The organism is Leifsonia sp. CL147 (assembly GCF_900114565.1).
In the GTDB taxonomy this organism is placed as follows: Bacteria; Actinomycetota; Actinomycetes; order Actinomycetales; family Microbacteriaceae; genus Leifsonia.
Genome location: NZ_FOTM01000004.1, coordinates 18,873 through 35,946 on the forward strand (window position 1 = coordinate 18,873; position 17,074 = coordinate 35,946).

Below are 17,074 nucleotides of genomic sequence, written 5' to 3' on the forward strand. Positions count from 1 at the left end.
GGGTCAGCGGGATGCGGTGAGCAGCGGGGCCAGCTCGGAGAGGGAGCGGATGGTGCGCACGCCGGCAGCCAGGGCGTCCAGCTCGTCTGCGAAGGACGGCACGGCGTCGCGCCGGTTGAGCCAGATACCGGTCAGACCCGCGCGGGCGGCTCCGATCGCGTCCGTACGCAGGCGGTCTCCGACGTAGGCGGCTTCGCCGGGGGCCACTGCGAACGCCTCGCACGCTGCATGGAAGATCGCGGCGTCGGGCTTGACCGCACCGACCTCGCCGGAGGCGATGAGCCGGTCGATCCGCGCCTCCAGTCCGACCGCCTCCACCTTGCGTCGCTGGAACGGCAGGTCGCCGTTCGTGATGAGGCCGAAGCGGACACCCGGGATGGCCGCCTCCAGCGCGTCGAGCGCCGGCAGCGCGTCGTCGTGCAGCGACCACGCGGCGACGTAGTGCTCGAAGTAGTCGGCGAACCAGCCGCTCGCCTCTGCGTCGCTCAGCGTGACGCCGTGACGGGCGGCGAAGTCGCGGGCGCGCGCCTGCCGCTGCCCTTCGTAGTCGAGGTCGCCGGCGAGGTAGGAGTGGTAGTGCTCCTCCTCCAGCTCGTGCCAGAGCGTGGCCAGTTCGTCCGCCTCGAGCGCGCCGTACGGACTGCCGAGGCTCTCGGCGTACCGCAGGATGCCGGTCTCGACGGCGGCCCGATGCGCGAAGAGGGTGTCGTCCAGATCGAACAGGACCACACGCGGCACGGACGGGGTGCTCACGGCGCAGCCTCCCTGTCGGGCAGCTCGGGCCAGCCGGACGCCGGCTCCCGCGGATCCTCCGGCCGCAGGCTCGCACGCCACTCGTCCAGGCGACGGCCACGCTGCTGCGCACCCCCGGGGACCACGCCCTCCCAGCGGAACCCGACGCGCCGGGCGACCGCAGCGCTCGCCGTGTTGCCCACCAGTGCCCGCCACACCATCCTCTTCAGGGCCAGGCCGTCCGGGCGCGGCCGGAACGCGTACTCGACCGCCAGCCGCGTCGCCTCGGACATCACTCCGCGGCCGCGGAACTCCGGCGCGAGCCAGAACCCGATCTCGCCCTGGCGCTCGCGGATGTCGCCGATGCTGATCATGCCGGCCAGCACGCCTTCCGTGCGGATCGCCCAGACGCAGAGCCGTCCACTCGCCCAGCCGTCGGGGACGACGGTGCCGACGAATCCGGCCGCGTTCTCGCGGCGATAGGGCGAGGGCACGGTCGTCCAGCGCGCGATGGCCGGGTCGCTGCAGACCTCGGCGATCCGGTCGATGTCGGCCTCACAGGGAATCGAGAGCGTGACCCGATCCGACACGAGCTCGACCGGCTGGGGCATCAGCGGGTCCGGGGGAGGAAGCCCACGCGGTCGTAGGCCTTGGCGAGCGTGGCCTCCGCCACCTCGGTGGCGCGGTCGGCGTTCGCCGCGAGGATGCGATCGAGTTCCGCCGGATCGGCGAGGAGGTCGAGCGCGCGCTGGCGGATGGGCGTGAACTGCTCGACCACCACCTCCACGAGTCCCTTCTTCAGATCGCCGTAGCCCTTGCCGTCGTAGTCCACTTCGATGGACTCGATGGAGCGCCCGCTGAGCGCCGCGAAGATCGTGAGCAGGTTGGAGATGCCGGGCTTTCCGGCGCGATCGAACGAGACCACCCCGTCGGTGTCGGTGACGGCCCGCATGATCTTCTTCCGCGTGACATCGGGCTCGTCCAGCAGCCAGATGATGCCGGAACCGGAGTCCGCCGACTTCGACATCTTCGACTCCGGGTTCTGCAGGTCGTAGATGCGTGCGGTGTCCTTCAGGATCATCGCCTGGGGCACCACGAACGTCTGCCCGAAGCGGCTGTTGAAGCGCTCGGCGAGATCGCGCGTCAGCTCCACGTGCTGGCGCTGGTCGTCGCCGACCGGGACCACCTTCGCGTCGTACAGCAGGATGTCGGCGGCCATCAGCACCGGGTAGGCGAAGAGCCCGACCGAGGTGGCGTCAGTGCCCTGCTTCGCCGACTTGTCCTTGAACTGGGTCATCCGCGACGCCTCGCCGAAGCCGGTGATCGTGTTGAGGACCCAGGCGAGCTGGGCGTGCGCGGGGACGTGCGACTGCACGTAGAGGGTGGAAGCGGACGGGTCGATGCCCGCAGCGATGTACTGCGCGGCGGTGCGGCGGGTCTTCTCGCGCAGTTCGGCCGGGTCCTGCGCCACGGTGATGGCGTGGAGGTCGACCACGGAGAAGAACGCGTCGTGCGTGCTCTGCAGTTCCTTCCACTGCAGGAGCGCGCCGACGTAGTTGCCGAGGTGCAGCGAGTCGGCCGAGGGCTGCATCCCGGAGTAGAGGCGGGGAAGAGGAAGGGGGGACGGTGTCGTCATGGTTCTGCCTTCGAAGTGGAGAGAAAGTCGGGAAACTCGGGAGGGGTGGATGCTTCGTGCCGTCAGAGCGCGTAGTCGACGACCACAGGCGTGTGGTCCGACCATCGCTCGTCGTAGGCGGCCGCGCGGTCCACCGCGTAGTCCTTCACCCGTGCTGCGAGCGCCGGCGTCGCCAGCTGGTAGTCGATGCGCCACCCGGTGTCGTTGTCGAAGGCCTGTCCGCGCCAGGACCACCAGGTGTAGGGCCCGTCGACGTCGCCCGCGTGCTTGCGGACCACATCCACCCAGCCGAGGCCCGCCCCGTCGTTGTACGCGGGGTCGTCCTCCGCGCCGAGGATGCGGTCGAAGTACGCGCGCTCCTCCGGCAGGAAGCCGGCGCGCTTGACGTTGCCTTTCCAGTTGCGGATGTCGAGCGTGCGGTGGCCGACATTGAGGTCGCCCATCACGACGGCCAGCTCGTTGTGCTTCTGCAGCTCCGGGAGCCGGGCCTCCATCGCGTCGAGGAAGCGGTACTTCTCGGTCTGCTTGTCCGTACCGGCCTCGCCCGAGTGCACGTAGGCGCTGACCACGGTCACGACCGTGCCGTCGACCTCGTAGTCGGCCTCCAGCCAGCGCCCGGCGCTGTCGAACTCGGTCGGCCCCAGCTCCACGCGGTGGATGGACGCCCGGTGCCGGCTCGCGATCGCGACACCCGCTCGGCCCTTCGCCGTCGCGGGGTCGTGCACGATGTCCCACTCCTCGCCGAGGAGCCCCTGAACGTCTTCGGTGGACGCCCGGACCTCCTGGATCGCGAGGATGTCCACGTCGCGCCCGTCGAGCCAGGCTCCCATGCCCTTGCGGAAGGCGGCGCGGATGCCGTTGGCGTTGATCGTCGCGATGCGCAGGCGTTTCGAGGGCATGAATCCAGCCTAGCGGGGGCCGCCGACAGCACCTCGGCCCCGGCTGCCCCTCGGCCCCGGCTGCCCCTCGGCGGCCGGCTGCCGCTCGGCCCCGGCTGCCCCTCGGCGGCCGGTTGCCCTCACCCGGAAGGCGGGTGGTCCAGGAGGTCGTTCAGCTGCTGCTCCGCCCGTCCCACCCGGCGCTGCGCCGCGAGACGTCCGATCCACCGCGCGTGCTCCAGCTCCTGCGTCGCCTGCTCGGCCTCGGCCCGGGCCACCAGCACCCGCGCCCGGTACTCCGCTGCCTCCCGTTCGGCCGCGGCCTGGGCCGGTGTGACTGCTCGCGGGGAGAGTCCGCGATCGAACATCCCCACCGCGATCCAGGACGCCGACAGCAGGATGACGCGCGACATCAGGTCGAACCACAGCAGCAGTCCGATGAAGACCGTGAACGTGGCCAGAAGCGGGTTCCGGTACGTCCCGCCGAGCAGCAGGCCGCCGAGGACGCTCAGTGCGGCCATCACGAGTGCTCCGAGCAGAACTCCGAAGAACAGGTTGCGCCAGGGGATCGCGACCCGGGACATGACACGGAACATCGCGCCCAGCGTGACGATGTTCAGCGCAACCGACACGACCAGCCCCGACGCCCGGGTGACCACGCTGTTCCAGAACGAGTCGGAGCTCAACCCGAGCAGATCCAGGAGGAGGGTGAGTGTCTGCGTGCTCACGATGGTGAGGAGTGCCGACAGGACGAACAGCACCCCGAAGACGAGGGCGAGCCCCAGGTCACGGATCTTCTGGAGCACGTAGTTGGTCGTGTCGCGGCTGAGGCCGAACACCGCCCGCACCGCCTGACGCGTGTAGTACAGCCAGCCGATGGCGGTCCAGATCAAACCGCCCGCGGCGATGAGGCCGGTCCAGCCGTAGGAACTCGGATTCTGCAGGTCCGCCTCCGGGATGGCCCCCGGGACGGTGCCGGTGGCGATGAGCCCGGGAACGGCGCGGTTGATCAGCGCGACGAGCGCGTCGAACACCTTCTCGTTGTCCACGATCCAGTAGCTCGCGACGGAGAAGCCGACCCAGACGGCCGCGAAGACCGCGAACAGGGATTGGTAGCCCATCCCCGCGGCCCGGAGGTTGCCGTCCGCGTGCGCGAAGTTGATGTAGACCCGGTACGGGCGCAGCGCTTCCACCCACTTCGCCCAGCGGGAGACCCGCCCGATCGCCGCCGGCGCAGGCTCCGCCGTTCCCTCGGCGCGCTGCACCGTTCCCTCGGCGCGCTGCACCGCGGGATCGGGGCGCGGATCGCCGCGCCGGTTCCTCCTCGCCACGCCGCCAGGATAGCGAGAGGCGGCCGCCCGGCGATGGTCAGGCGCTCAGCGCTTGCCTCGCATGATCGCCTGCTTGACCTCGGCGATGGCCTGGGTGACCTGAATGCCTCGCGGGCAGGCATCCGTGCAGTTGAAGGTCGTCCGGCAGCGCCAGACGCCTTCCTTGTCGTTCAGGATGTCCAGGCGCACCTGCGCGTTGTCGTCGCGGGAGTCGAAGATGAAGCGGTGCGCGTTGACGATCGCGGCCGGCCCGAAGTACTGGCCGTCGGTCCAGAACACCGGGCAGGACGAGGTGCACGCCGCGCACAGGATGCACTTGGTGGTGTCGTCGAAGCGCGCACGGTCGGCGACCGACTGGATGCGCTCCTTGTCCTTCGGGGGAGTGCTGTTCGCGACGAGGAACGGCTGCACCTCGCGGTACGACTCGAAGAAGGGCTCCATGTCGACGATGAGGTCCTTCTCCAGCGGCAGCCCCTTGATCGCCTCGACGTAGATCGGCTTGGAGATGTCCAGGTCCTTGATCAGCGTCTTGCAGGCGAGGCGGTTGCGGCCGTTGATGCGCATGGCGTCCGAGCCGCAGATGCCGTGCGCGCACGACCGGCGGAACGTCAGCGACCCGTCCTGCTCCCACTTGATCTTGTGGAGGGCGTCGAGGATGCGGTCGGTCGCGAACAACTCGACGTCGAAGTCCTGCCAGCGCGGCTCCGTGTCCACATCCGGGTCGAAGCGGCGGATGATCAGCGTGACGGTGAAGGACTCGATCGGAGCCTCGGGGGCCGGCGGGGTCTCGAGCACGGCGGTCGACATCAGTACTTCCTCTCCATCGGCTGGTAGCGGGTGATGACGACGGGCTTCCAGTCGAGTGTGATGTGGTCTGCGGCATCGGACGAGTGCGGGTCGCCGGTGAGGTAGGCCATCGTGTGCTTCATGTAGTTCTCGTCGTCGCGCTTCGGGAAGTCGTCGCGCATGTGGCCGCCGCGTGACTCCTCGCGGTTGCGCGCGGAGTAGACGACGACCTCGGCGAGGTCGAGTAGGAAGCCGAGCTCGACGGCCTCCAGCAGGTCGGTGTTGAAGCGCTTGCCCTTGTCCTGCACCTGGATGTTGCGGTAGCGGTCGCGGAGACGGTGGATGGTCTCGGTGACCTGGGCGAGGGACTCGTCGGTGCGGAACACCTGGGCGTTCCGGTCCATCTCGTCCTGCAGCTCCTTGCGGATCGCAGCGATGCGCTCGGTCCCCGTCGAGTTCCGCAGGCCGTCGATCATCGAGCGGACACCGGCGGACGGGTCCTCCGGCAGCGGGACGTACTCGGCCGTCTTGACGTACTCGACCGCGTTGTTGCCGGCGCGCTTGCCGAAGACGTTGATGTCGAGCAGCGAGTTGGTGCCGAGGCGGTTCGAGCCGTGCACCGAGACGCACGCGCACTCGCCCGCGGCGTACAGGCCGGGGACGACGGTGGTGTTGTCGCGCAGCACCTCGGCGGAGACGTTCGTCGGGATGCCGCCCATGGCGTAGTGCGCGGTCGGCATGACGGGCACCGGCTCGACCACCGGGTCGACGCCGAGGTAGGTGCGCGCGAACTCGGTGATGTCGGGGAGCTTGGTCTCCAGCACTTCCGCGCCGAGGTGGGTGCAGTCGAGCAGCACGTAGTCCTTGTGCGGGCCGGCGCCGCGGCCTTCCGCGACCTCCTGGACCATGCATCGGGCGACGATGTCGCGGGGTGCCAGATCTTTGATGGTCGGGGCGTAGCGCTCCATGAACCGCTCGCCGGACGCGTTGCGCAGGATGGCGCCCTCACCGCGGGCGCCCTCGGTGAGGAGGATGCCGAGTCCGGCGAGGCCGGTCGGGTGGAACTGGAAGAACTCCATGTCCTCCAGCGGCAGTCCCTTGCGCCAGATGATGCCGACGCCGTCCCCGGTGAGGGTGTGGGCGTTGGAGGTGGTCTTGTAGATCTTGCCGAAGCCTCCCGTGGCGAAGATGATCGCCTTCGAGTGGAAGACGTGCAGCTCGCCGGTGGCCAGTTCGTAGGCGACGACGCCTGCCGGCTGGGGGACGCCGTCCACATCGCTCATGATCACGTCGAGGACGTAGAACTCGTTGAAGAAGTTGATGCCGAGCCGGACGCAGTTCTGGAACAGCGTCTGCAGGATCATGTGGCCGGTGCGGTCGGCCGCGTAGCACGCGCGGCGGACCGGCGCCTTGCCGTGGTCGCGGGTGTGGCCGCCGAACCGGCGCTGGTCGATCTTGCCCTCGGGGGTGCGGTTGAACGGCAGGCCCATGTTCTCGAGGTCGATGACCGCGTCGATGGCCTCCTTGGCGAGGATCTCCGCCGCGTCCTGGTCGACGAGGTAGTCGCCGCCCTTGACGGTGTCGAAGGTGTGCCACTCCCAGCTGTCCTCCTCCACGTTGGCGAGCGCCGCGGCCATGCCGCCTTGCGCAGCGCCGGTGTGGGACCGGGTGGGGTAGAGCTTCGAGATCACGGCGGTGCGGGCGTGCGGCCCGGCTTCGATCGCCGCGCGCATCCCGGCGCCGCCGGCGCCGACGATGACGATGTCGAACTCGTGGTAGTGGACTCCGTCGATGACGGTGGATTCAATGGCTTCTGTTGTCACAGGGTTTCCGTGTCGTTCGTCGCGGGGGTCGGGGAGCCGGCGTCAGTGCGCCGGGCAGAAGGACGGCAGGTCGGCGCCGGTCGCCCCGGCGGGGCATGGGTCGAACGTGAAGATCACGAGCGTGCCCAGCACCACGAGCACGACGACGGCGGCGAGGATGGCCCACTTCAGGATCCGGTTGACGAGGCGGTTGTACGCGTAGTCGTTGACGAGGGTGCGCATCCCGTTGCCGCCGTGGATGAGCGCGAGCCACAGCATCAGGAGGTCCCAGACCTGCCAGAACGGAGTGGCGTACTTGCCGGCGACGAAGGCGAAGTCGATCTGCTTCACGCCGGTGCCGAGCACCAGGTTGATGAGGAGGTGGCCGAAGATGAGGATCACGAGCAGGATGCCCGAGAACCGCATGTAGATCCAGCCCCACTTCTCCCAGTTCTTGCTGGAGCGGGTCTGGCGGGAGGAACTGCGCGGTGCTTCGATCGTCGTCATCGTCACTTCACCTCCGAGAAGATGTGGATGAGCTGGGTCGGCACGAAGCCGGCCATCAGGATCACCCAGAGCGCGATGACGATCCAGAACATGGCCTTCTGGTACTTGACGCCCTTGCTCCAGAAGTCGATCGCGATGATCCGCAGCCCGTTGAAGGCGTGGAAGATGATCGCCGCCACGAGAGCCATCTCGCCGAAGCCCATGATCGGGTTCTTGTACGTCCCGATGACCGCGTTGTACGCCTCAGGGCTGACCCGGAGGAGCGAGGTGTCCAGGACGTGGACCAGAAGGAAGAAGAAGATGGCGACGCCGGTGATGCGGTGGAGAACCCACGACCACATCCCCTCGCGGCCACGGTACAGAGTGCCGCCGGGCCGGGTTTTCGCCGGCTGCAGCGTCCCTGTCGCTTGGTCTGACACGGACAACCCTCCCTGGTTGCGTTTCGCTCATGGAGCGCGTGAGCGCAGCGCAAGTCTATGACGGGACCGCTGCTGACGCCTCTTAGGGTCACCTTGGTTATCTCGATATCGAGATAACTCGGTCTCGACGCCGCCTGCCGCCCGGCGTACCGTTCGCATCATGACCCAGGACGGACCGATCATGGACGGCAGCGGCGACGCCGCCGAGGAGGCCAAGGTCGCGGGGATCGTCGAACAGGTGCGCGCGGATCTGAAGTTCGGCGACTCCGCGGACACCGAGCCGCTGCTCACCCAGCGCCTGGAGGAGGCGGGCATCGAGCTTCCGCCCGACGAGATCTCCCGGCTGGTCGCCGAGATCGAGAACGACCCCTTCTGAGGCGGGCGCTACAGAACGTCGGTGGAGCCGGTCAGCTTCAGCGCATCCACCACCGCTTTGACCCGCTGCGCGTTCTCGCTGGTGGTCACCAGGAGCGCGTCGGGGGTGTCGACCACGACGATGTCCTTGACCCCGATCAGGCTGATCACGCGGTTGCTCTGACTGACCACGATCCCGCTGGAGGCGTCCGAGAGCACCCGGGCGTTCTCGCCGAGGATGGCGAGGTATACCCCGACTTACTGTCGCGCTTTCCCTTCAGAATCGGATTCATCTCCGCAGACCGATCGTGTGAATCCAGCGAGTGGCCCGAGCAGTCGGAAGCTCTCGGCTGAGGTGCGACCCGCTCACCGCTTGAACTCGAACCGTTGTCCCTCGTAGCGACCACCGAGCTGCAGATAGATTGTGGCCGTCGCCCCGGAGCCATCGATGGCGAATGTATAGAGGAAAGTGTGATCGTCGCCGTTCACGCCTGATAGGGAGAGGTAGTGCCGGCGCGGGCTCTCGGTGGAGCGGTCCAGCAGCCAGGTTCCGTTCTGCTCGTACGGGATTGAGGGGCTGGGGAGGTCGCCGTGGAGTGCACCGACAGAAACGTTGCGAATTGCAAAGGTGCCGTCGCTACGAATGTCGACGGTCTGGGATGGGTCTGAGGGGTGCTTCCACAGCCCGATGACATCTGTTCGATGAACAGTCGGAACGCTGCAACCGGTGAGGAGAACCCCCACGAGCAGCAGGGCTAGGACGGCAATAGAGGTACGCGTGCGCCTCATCTTCATGGCCGGATCGTTTCGGTCCAGTGATGGTCTGCGTCGTCGGGGACATCGGCCCCAGGGCGAGAACTCCGAGTCCGAGACAAACTGAGTCGTTATTGGGGTGTCTCTCACCGCTTGAACTCGAACTGTTGTCCCTCATAGCGACCGCCGAGCGGCAGGAAAATTGTGGCGTTCGACCCTGATCCAATAACAGGGAACGTGTATATAAAACCCTGATGCTTGTTATTCACTCCCAAGAGGAGCACATAGTATCGGCGCGGACTCTCGCGGGAGCGCTCGAGTGACCACGTGCCGCTCTGCCGATAGGGGGCTGAAGGAAGGGGGCCTTCGCCGTTGAGCGCACCGAGTGACACGTTACGAATCAGAAAGGTGCCGTCGCTGCGGATATCGACGGTCTGGGTGGGGTCTGAGGGATGCTTCCACAACCCCATTACATCCGCACGCTTGACCGTCGCAACGCTGCAACCGGTCAGCAAGAGCCCCACCAACAGCAGGGTTACGGCGGCAGAATACTTGCGTGTACGCCTCATTTCCGTGGCCAGATCGTTTCGGTCCAGGTGATGGTCTGCGTCGTCGGGGACATGGGTCCGAGGTGGGAGAAGACCGAGTCGAGGGGATCCCCAATAATCTGACTCCACCAATCGGTATAACCAATCACGGGCGGATGGGTTGCGGACTGAATGTCCGATGTGTTGGTCACCACAAATGTGACAGTGGCGCTCCCTGAAGCACAGCCTCCGGCGCAATACCCACCTTGGTCAAACGGCCGCCTCCCCGTCTCAGCAAGAGAACGACTCATGTCCTCCATAACTGCTGCAATGTAACAGAGGGCCAAGCCTCCCTCACCGATAGCGGCCAACGCCCCCAAGCTGACGCGACCGCCGCGCTTCCCCTTCGGAATCGGATTCATCTGCGAGGACCGATCGTGTGAGTCCAGCGAGCGGTCCGAGCAGTCGGAAGCTCTCGGCCGAGGTGCGACCCGCTCACCGCTTGAACTCGAACCGTCGTCCCTCGTAGCGACCACCGAGCGGCAGGTAGATTGTGGCCGTCGCGCCTGATCCAACGGTTTCGAAGGTGTATCCGAGTGACTGGTCGGCATTCGGTCCGATGAGAAATAGGTAGTATCCACCGCTTCCGGAATGGCGTTTGAGCAGCCAGGTGCCGCTCTGCCGGTAGGGGGCGGAAGGAAGGGGCTCCTCACCTTGAAGAGCTCCGAGGGAGATGTTGCGGATCAGAAAGGTGCCGTCGCTACGAATGTCGACGGTCTGGGATGGGTCTGAGGGGTGCTTCCACAGCCCGATGACATCTGTTCGATGCACCGTCGGAACGCTGCAACCGGTGAGGAGAACTCCCACGAGCAGCAGAGTTAGGACGGCAATAGAGGTACGCGTGCGCCTCATCTTCATGGCCGGATCGTTTCGGTCCACGTGATCGTCTGCGTCGTCGGAGACATGGGTCCGAGATGGGAGAAGACCGAGTCCAGAGGATCCCCAATAATCTGACGCCACCAATCGGTGTAACCGATCACGGGAGGATGGGTTGCGGACTGAATGTCCGATGTGTTGGTCACCACAAATCTGACAGTGGCGCTTCCGTCGGCGTTGAGCGAGATCACATTCGGCTGAAGTTTGTACGACCCGAGGAATGTGACGGCGAGGTTCCCCGTTGCTCCGCCCGTCGCGAGAGTTGAATAGTCCGCCACATACTTTGCGGCCCCGTCTCCTCCTCCCAGATGATACGAATAGTCGGCAGTCGCGGGCCCGACAGGGAGTCTTCCTCGATCAAGAAGGGCCCTCAGGTTGTCTCTAACATCCATGACGTGGCTGTGCTCACGCAGGAGCTTGGTGAAGGGATCGTTGTCCGTGAACTCCTGGTGGCGCGGGCCTGATCCGGTCAGCCATTGCTGACCGAGCTCCCAGGGGGAGGTGTTGTTCGGCTTTGGTTTCGAGCTTCGCGGTCGATCGGCGATGGCGCGTGCGGTGATCCCGGCGCCGTGTGTCTCGTCGGTGATGTCTGTGATCGCTGACTGAAACGTTGCCCGGGCTTCGACGCGTTCCTCGTACAGGGCCGCGAGCCGTTCGAGTGCCTCCTTCTCTTCGAGGAGGGCGGCGGTCTTGCTTCTGGTAGCGCTCTCGATCAGTTCGGCCATGCCGGGCGCGTTCTGGGGACCTTTGACCAACGAGGTCGCTGTGCCGATGGTCTGTCGGGCCTGTTCGAGCTGGAGAACCCAGACGCGTGCCCGGTCTTTGACGTCCTCGTGCGTGTCCCGGTACCCCTGGCAGGCGGCGACGACACGGTCGATCGCCTGGTGCTTGTTGACGATGCTGGTCAGCAGTACATCGTGGGTGACCGCTGCTGCCTGCCCGGTCTTGCCGTGCCAGTGTTCCCGGATGGTGTCCGCGGACTTCCGTACGCCGCCGTGAGCATGCTCCAGCTTGTCCTGGTCTTGTCGCAGCTGCCCGGTCAGTTCATCCAACGCTCCCGGCTCGCCGCGACCCGGGTCTTCCTTCGTGAAGTCCTCCATCACGCGCTCCCCGCCCGGAAGGCGGCGAACGGGTCGGCGCTTTTCGCGATATCCACGGCAGCCTGATGATCCCGCTCGACGTGGGCATTCGCCCCCGAGGTCACCAACTGGTGCGCGGCGGCGACATCGTCCGACGTGCCGGTGGCCATGGTGGTCCACCAGTCTTCGAGGCCGACCACGGCGGCATCGACCGCGTGGTCCGCACTGCCAGCCAACCGCGGCAACGAACCAGACGGCAACGACGCCCGCACCCCCAACAAGACCGCGGCACCCTTCAGCACAGCCTCCGGCGCAATACCCACCTTGGTCAAACGGCAACCTCCCCGTCTCAGCAAGAGAACGACTCATGTCCTCCATAACTGCTGCAATGTAACAGAGGGCCGAGCCTCCCTCACCGATAGCGGCCAACGCCCCAAGCTGACGCGACCGCCACGGGGTCAGCGGGTTAAAGCACGTCGGTGGAGCCGGTCAGCTTCAGCGCATCCACCACCGCTTTGACCCGCTGCGCGTTCTCGCTGGTGGTCACCAGGAGCGCGTCGGGGGTGTCGACCACGACGATGTCCTTGACCCCGATCAGGCTGATCACGCGGTTGCTCTGACTGACCACGATCCCGCTGGAGGCGTCCGAGAGCACCCGGGCGTTCTCGCCGAGGATGGCGAGGTCCGACTTCCGGCCGCCGGAGTTCAGCTTGGCGAGGGAGGCGAAGTCGCCGACGTCGTCCCAGTCGAAGTACCCGGGGATGACGGCCAGCCGGCCGGCTGCAGCCGCGGGCTCGGCGACCGTGTAGTCGATGGCGATCTTCTCGAGGGCCGGCCAGATCCGGTCGACGGCGGGTCCCCGAGTCGCCGGGTCGTCCCAGGCGGCGGCGAGCTCGAGCAGGCCCTCCAGGAGCTGGGGCTTGTTCCGGCCGATCTCGTCCAGCAGCAGGTCGGCGCGCGAGATGAACATGCTCGCGTTCCACAGGTACGAGCCGTTCTCCAGGTAGCGCTCCGCGGTCGCGAGGTCCGGCTTCTCCTTGAAGGAGTCGACCGCCAGGGCGCTCGGCGCGCCGGCCACCTCCAGCCGATCGCCGTAGTGGATGTAGCCGAAGCCGACCGCGGGCTCGGTCGGCCGGATCCCGATCGTGGTGATGAACCCTGCCTCTGCGGATGCCACGGCCTCGCGCACCGCCGACTGGAAGAGGGGGAGGTTGTCGATCACGTGGTCCGCCGCGAACGAGCCGATGATCACGCCCGGTTCCCGGCGCTCGAGGATGGCGGCCGCCAGGCCGATCGCGGCGGTGGAGTCGCGGGGCTCCGACTCCAGCACGATGTTGGGGTCGATCAGCGCGGGAAGCTGCGTCTCGACGGCGGCGCGGTGCGCGCGTCCCGTGACGACCATGATGCGCTGCTCGCCCGAGAGCGGTACCAGCCTGTCCCACGTGTCGCGCAGCAGCGTCTGGCCGGACCCGGTGAGGTCGTGCAGGAACTTCGGGGCGTCCGCCCGCGACAGCGGCCACAGGCGGGAACCGATGCCGCCCGCCGGGATCACGCTGTAGAAGCGCTCGATCGGCGGGCCCTGGGTGATCCTGCGCTGCTGAGTCATGCCGAAAGGATACCGAGCGGCGCCGGACACCCGCCGTTCATGGTGGCGACACCGGCGGAACCTAGCGTGAGGTCATGCGGGTGGCAGTGGTCAGCGAGAGTTTCCTCCCCACGGTGAACGGGGTCACGACGAGTGTGCTGCGGGTGCTGGACCACCTGGCGGCGCAGGGGCACCAGGCGATCGTGATCTGCCCGGATGCGGGCGCGCCGGCCGAGTACGCGGGGTTCCGCATCCACCAGGTGCCGTCGATCGCCTACCGGCAGTTCCCGGTGGGGCTGCCGAGCCCGCAGGTGCAGCGCATCCTGTCCGGGTTCGGTCCTGATGTGCTGCATGCGGCCTCCCCGTTCCTCCTCGGCGCGCAGGCCATCGCCGCGGCGAACCGGCTGGGCGTCCCCTCCGTGGCGATCTACCAGACGGATGTGGCCGGCTTCGCCCGCCGCAATGGCCTGGGGATGACCTCCGCCATCGCCTGGAAGTACGTGCGCTGGGTGCACGAGGGCGCCGACCTCACGCTCGCTCCTTCGGCGGCCAGCGAGTACGACCTGCGCACGGCGGGGGTCTCGCGCCTCGCCCGCTGGGGTCGCGGTGTCGATCTCGAGCGCTACCACCCCAATAAGAGGAGAACGGCCGCTGCCGCCGCCCTGCGCGAGCGGCTGTCGCCGGACGGCGAGACCGTGGTGGGGTACGTCGGCCGCATCGCGCCCGAGAAGCAGGTGGAGCGGCTGCGTGCGCTGCGCGGGATCGCCGGGCTGTCGATCGCGATCGTCGGCGACGGGCCTGCTCGGGACGGCGTGGCCCGGGAGCTGGACGGCATGCCGGTGCACTGGCTGGGACGTCTGGGGGGCGATGACCTCGCGACCGCCTACGCGGCTTTCGACCTCTTCACGCACACCGGGTCGGAGGAGACCTTCGGCCAGACCGTCCAGGAGGCGCACGCGTCGGGCCTCCCGGTGGTCGCGCCGCGCGCCGGCGGGCCGATCGACCTCGTCGAGCACGGCGTCGACGGCCTGCTCTTCCGGTCGTCCGATGACCGGGCACTGCGCGCAGCGGTGTCGCTGCTGGTGCAGGACGGCTCGCTGCGCCGCCGGATGGGGGAGGCAGGGCGCCGGGCGGTGCTCGGCCGCAGCTGGGAGGTGGTCTGCGCGGAGCTGACGTGCCACTACGAGCGCGTCATCCTGGATGCCGTCGCGGACGTCGAGGCGGCCGGTGTGCAGCCTGGGGCGGGCTCGCGAGCGTACAGTTAGGTGGCCCCGAGGGGCCGTCCTTCCTTTTGCTCACGGACCCTGGAGGTGACCGATGGCCAACACGAATCGACGTGGCATTCCCATGCCTTTCGTCTCGCGAGCCCGACGGGTCGAGCCTCCGTCGCCCGTCGCACCGGCACCGGTCGAGGAGGCCTCGAGCCGGCGCGCCAGCATGGTCGACAGCGCCATCTATGCCGACGGCATCCGGGTCGCCTCGCCGGCCACGCTCGCCGAGACCTACGCTGCGCTCGACCGCACCCGCGGCGGTGTCGCCTGGATCGGACTGTACCGCCCCAGTGAGCACGAACTGATGTCGCTCTCGGAGGAGTTCAACCTCCACCCGCTGGCGATCGAGGACGCGATCGTCGCGCACCAGCGCCCCAAGCTCGAGCGCTACGACACCGTCCTCTTCGTCGTGCTCAAGGCGGCGAACTATCTGGATGCGCCCGAGGAGGTCGACTTCGGCGAGCTGCACGTCTTCGTCGGTCCCAATTTCGTGATCACCGTCCGCCACAGCGAGTCGCCGGACCTCTCCCACGTCCGTCAGCGCATGGAGGGGGAGCCGGAGCTGCTCGCCCTAGGTCCCCAGGCCATCCTCTACGCGATCATCGACGCGGTGGTGGATGCGTACGGCCCGGTCGTCGCCGGTCTCGCCAACGACATCGACGAGATCGAGACGCAGGTGTTCGGCGGCGACGCCCTGGTCTCCCGGCGCATCTACGAGCTCTCGCGCGAGGTCATCGACTTCCAGCGCGCCACGCATCCGCTGTCGGCCGTGATGATCGCGCTCGAACGCGGCTCGGCGAAGTACGGGGTGACCCAGGAGCTGGAGCGACGGCTGCGCGACGTCGCGGACCACCTCACGCAGGTCAACGAGCGGGTGGACGCGTTCCGCTATCTGCTGCGCGACATCCTCACCGTGAACTCGACGCTCGTCTCGGAACGCCAGAACGAGGAGATGACCCGGCTGGCGCATTCCAGCCATCGGCAGGGGGAGGAAGTCAAGAAGATCTCGTCCTGGGCGGCCATCCTGTTCACGCCGACCCTGATCGCCGGGATCTACGGCATGAACTTCAGGAACATGCCCGAATTGCAGTGGCCTCTCGGCTATCCGCTCGCCGTCCTCGCGATGGTCGTCTTCAGCGGAGTGCTCTACGGGATCTTCAAGCGCCGCGGCTGGCTCTGAATCCGCGCGCTCCGACCGGGTTCCGCCTGCTCGAATGAGCACGTGCCAAACGGGTGAGCATTTGTAACGCTTGCATGAAGAACCCGGATTTTCGGACGGCGCCGTTCGTCACATTCGGTAACGTGAACCGCAGAAGCCTGCGAGTACCCGCGCGCGGCTACGCATCTTGGAGGAACAATCTTGACAATCACAGCACGTAAGGCCGGCCTCGCCGGTCTGGCGGCGGTCGGCGTCCTGTCGCTGCTCGCCGCCTGCTCGGCCGCTCCGTCGGACAACTCGTCCGCCAGCGCCGCGAAGAGCAATTTCCAGCCCTGCATGGTCTCGGACTCCGGTGGGTTCGACGACCACTCGTTCAACCAGCTCGGCTATGAGGGCCTGCAGCAGGCGGCGAAGTCGCTCAACGTGAAGTACAAGTCGGCCGAGTCGAAGAGCGAGAACGACTTCGCTCCGAACATCCAGAGCATGGTCGACGCCAACTGCAACCTCATCGTGACGGTCGGCTTCCTCCTCAAGGACGCGACCGAGAAGGCCGCGAAGGCGAACCCGGACATCGACTTCGCGATCATCGACGACAACGAGATCCAGGCGAAGAACGTCAAGCCGATCATCTTCGACACCGCCCAGGCCGCCTTCCTCGCGGGCTACGCGGCCGCCAGCTATTCCAAGACCGGCATCGTCGGCACCTTCGGCGGCATGCAGATCCCGACGGTCACCATCTTCATGGACGGCTTCGCCGACGGTGTGAAGTACTTCAACGACCAGAAGGGCAAGTCCGTCAAGGTCGTCGGCTGGGACGTCGCCAAGCAGAACGGCCTCTTCACCGGCGGGTTCGACGCCAATGAGACGGCGAAGAACACGGCGCAGGGCATCATCGACCAGAACGCCGATGTGATCATGCCGGTCGGTGGGCCTATCTACCAGTCCGCCGCCCAGGCGATCAAGGACTCGGGCAAGCCGATCGCGATGATCGGCGTGGATGCGGACGTGTACCAGTCCGACCCGACCGTGAAGAGCCTGCTCCTCACCTCCGTCATGAAGGGCATGAAGCCCGCCACGAACGACGTGGTGACCCAGGCGGCGAAGGGCACGTTCGACAGCGCTCCGTACGTCGGCACGCTGAAGAACGACGGCGTCGGCGTCGCCCCCTTCCACGACTTCGCTTCGAAGGTGGACCCGGGGCTGCAGGGTGAGCTCGACAAGATCAAGGCCGGCATCATCGACGGCTCGATCAAGGTCACCTCGCCGTCGTCGCCCAAGCAGTAGTCACGCGAGAACAGGGACGGGGAGGTCAGCCGCGG

General features: G+C 67.1%; 19 protein-coding genes and 1 pseudogene. 4 read left to right on the forward strand and 16 right to left on the reverse strand.

The window, feature by feature from the left end:
* Nucleotides 1–3: 3 nt before the first annotated feature.
* The 9 genes from BM287_RS04940 to sdhC form a co-directional block, all read right to left on the reverse strand.
* On the reverse strand, nt 4–753 hold the full coding sequence (locus tag BM287_RS04940; protein WP_244527898.1) for an HAD family hydrolase: 750 nt from the start codon (nt 751–753) through the stop codon (nt 4–6).
* On the reverse strand, nt 750–1,343 hold the full coding sequence (locus BM287_RS04945; protein WP_090036555.1) for a GNAT family N-acetyltransferase: 594 nt from the start codon (nt 1,341–1,343) through the stop codon (nt 750–752). Before BM287_RS04945 ends, BM287_RS04940 begins: the two co-directional genes overlap by 4 nt.
* The gene (trpS, locus tag BM287_RS04950) at nt 1,343–2,368 is read right to left on the reverse strand and encodes a tryptophan--tRNA ligase (protein WP_090036558.1); all 1,026 of its coding nucleotides are present in this window, start codon (nt 2,366–2,368) and stop codon (nt 1,343–1,345) included. Before trpS ends, BM287_RS04945 begins: the two co-directional genes overlap by 1 nt.
* Before the next feature lie 62 nt (nt 2,369–2,430).
* The gene (locus tag BM287_RS04955; RefSeq protein WP_090036562.1) at nt 2,431–3,267 is read right to left on the reverse strand and encodes an exodeoxyribonuclease III; all 837 of its coding nucleotides are present in this window, start codon (nt 3,265–3,267) and stop codon (nt 2,431–2,433) included.
* 119 nt (nt 3,268–3,386) lie between these two features.
* Nucleotides 3,387–4,577: a YihY/virulence factor BrkB family protein gene (locus BM287_RS04960; RefSeq protein ID WP_090036564.1), complete on the reverse strand. Its 1,191-nt coding sequence runs from the start codon at nt 4,575–4,577 to the stop codon at nt 3,387–3,389.
* Nucleotides 4,578–4,622: 45 nt separating this feature from the next.
* A complete protein-coding gene (locus BM287_RS04965) occupies nt 4,623–5,384 on the reverse strand; it encodes a succinate dehydrogenase iron-sulfur subunit (RefSeq protein ID WP_090036567.1) in 762 nt (253 codons plus the stop codon).
* Nucleotides 5,384–7,186, reverse strand: coding sequence for a succinate dehydrogenase flavoprotein subunit (gene sdhA, locus BM287_RS04970; RefSeq protein WP_090036569.1), 1,803 nt, complete (start codon nt 7,184–7,186; stop codon nt 5,384–5,386). Before sdhA ends, BM287_RS04965 begins: the two co-directional genes overlap by 1 nt.
* A 42-nt stretch (nt 7,187–7,228) precedes the next feature.
* The gene (locus tag BM287_RS04975; RefSeq protein WP_090036570.1) at nt 7,229–7,672 is read right to left on the reverse strand and encodes a succinate dehydrogenase hydrophobic membrane anchor subunit; all 444 of its coding nucleotides are present in this window, start codon (nt 7,670–7,672) and stop codon (nt 7,229–7,231) included.
* Between the two features lie 2 nt (nt 7,673–7,674).
* On the reverse strand, nt 7,675–8,091 hold the full coding sequence (gene sdhC / locus BM287_RS04980; protein WP_090036572.1) for a succinate dehydrogenase, cytochrome b556 subunit: 417 nt from the start codon (nt 8,089–8,091) through the stop codon (nt 7,675–7,677).
* Between the two features lie 160 nt (nt 8,092–8,251).
* On the opposite strand from sdhC, the gene BM287_RS04985 reads away from it, so the two are divergent.
* Nucleotides 8,252–8,467, forward strand: a complete 216-nt coding sequence (locus tag BM287_RS04985; protein ID WP_090036574.1) for a hypothetical protein — start codon at nt 8,252–8,254, stop codon at nt 8,465–8,467.
* Between the two features lie 8 nt (nt 8,468–8,475).
* Here BM287_RS04985 and BM287_RS04990 read toward each other — a convergent pair.
* From BM287_RS04990 to BM287_RS05015, 7 genes and pseudogenes are all read right to left on the reverse strand, one after another.
* Nucleotides 8,476–8,691 (reverse strand): annotated as a pseudogene (locus BM287_RS04990) (mannose-1-phosphate guanylyltransferase); the annotation flags it as partial.
* A gap of 120 nt (nt 8,692–8,811) precedes the next feature.
* Nucleotides 8,812–9,240, reverse strand: a complete 429-nt coding sequence (locus BM287_RS04995) for a hypothetical protein (RefSeq protein WP_090036576.1) — start codon at nt 9,238–9,240, stop codon at nt 8,812–8,814.
* Between the two features lie 104 nt (nt 9,241–9,344).
* Nucleotides 9,345–9,767: a hypothetical protein gene (locus tag BM287_RS17480; protein WP_139230619.1), complete on the reverse strand. Its 423-nt coding sequence runs from the start codon at nt 9,765–9,767 to the stop codon at nt 9,345–9,347.
* Nucleotides 9,768–10,220: 453 nt separating this feature from the next.
* A complete protein-coding gene (locus tag BM287_RS05000; protein ID WP_090036578.1) occupies nt 10,221–10,643 on the reverse strand; it encodes a hypothetical protein in 423 nt (140 codons plus the stop codon).
* Nucleotides 10,640–11,761 (reverse strand): hypothetical protein, encoded by a 1,122-nt coding sequence (locus tag BM287_RS05005; RefSeq protein WP_090036580.1) that lies wholly within the window; start codon nt 11,759–11,761, stop codon nt 10,640–10,642. The genes BM287_RS05000 and BM287_RS05005 overlap by 4 nt, the downstream gene beginning before the upstream one ends.
* Entirely contained in the window at nt 11,761–12,072 is a 312-nt protein-coding gene (locus BM287_RS05010; RefSeq protein ID WP_139230620.1) for a hypothetical protein, read from the reverse strand. Before BM287_RS05010 ends, BM287_RS05005 begins: the two co-directional genes overlap by 1 nt.
* 134 nt (nt 12,073–12,206) lie before the next feature.
* A complete protein-coding gene (locus BM287_RS05015; protein ID WP_090036889.1) occupies nt 12,207–13,346 on the reverse strand; it encodes a mannose-1-phosphate guanylyltransferase in 1,140 nt (379 codons plus the stop codon).
* A gap of 74 nt (nt 13,347–13,420) precedes the next feature.
* Here BM287_RS05015 and BM287_RS05020 point away from each other — a divergent pair, with 74 nt between their 5' ends.
* The 3 genes from BM287_RS05020 to BM287_RS05030 all read left to right on the forward strand — a co-directional run bounded on the left by BM287_RS05020 (nt 13,421) and on the right by BM287_RS05030 (nt 17,039).
* On the forward strand, nt 13,421–14,590 hold the full coding sequence (locus BM287_RS05020) for a glycosyltransferase family 4 protein (protein WP_090036583.1): 1,170 nt from the start codon (nt 13,421–13,423) through the stop codon (nt 14,588–14,590).
* A 52-nt stretch (nt 14,591–14,642) separates the two neighbouring features.
* Complete coding sequence (locus BM287_RS05025) at nt 14,643–15,776, forward strand: magnesium and cobalt transport protein CorA (RefSeq protein ID WP_090036585.1); 1,134 nt, start codon at nt 14,643–14,645, stop codon at nt 15,774–15,776.
* Between the two features lie 180 nt (nt 15,777–15,956).
* Entirely contained in the window at nt 15,957–17,039 is a 1,083-nt protein-coding gene (locus tag BM287_RS05030; protein ID WP_090036587.1) for a BMP family lipoprotein, read from the forward strand.
* Nucleotides 17,040–17,074 lie beyond the last annotated feature (35 nt).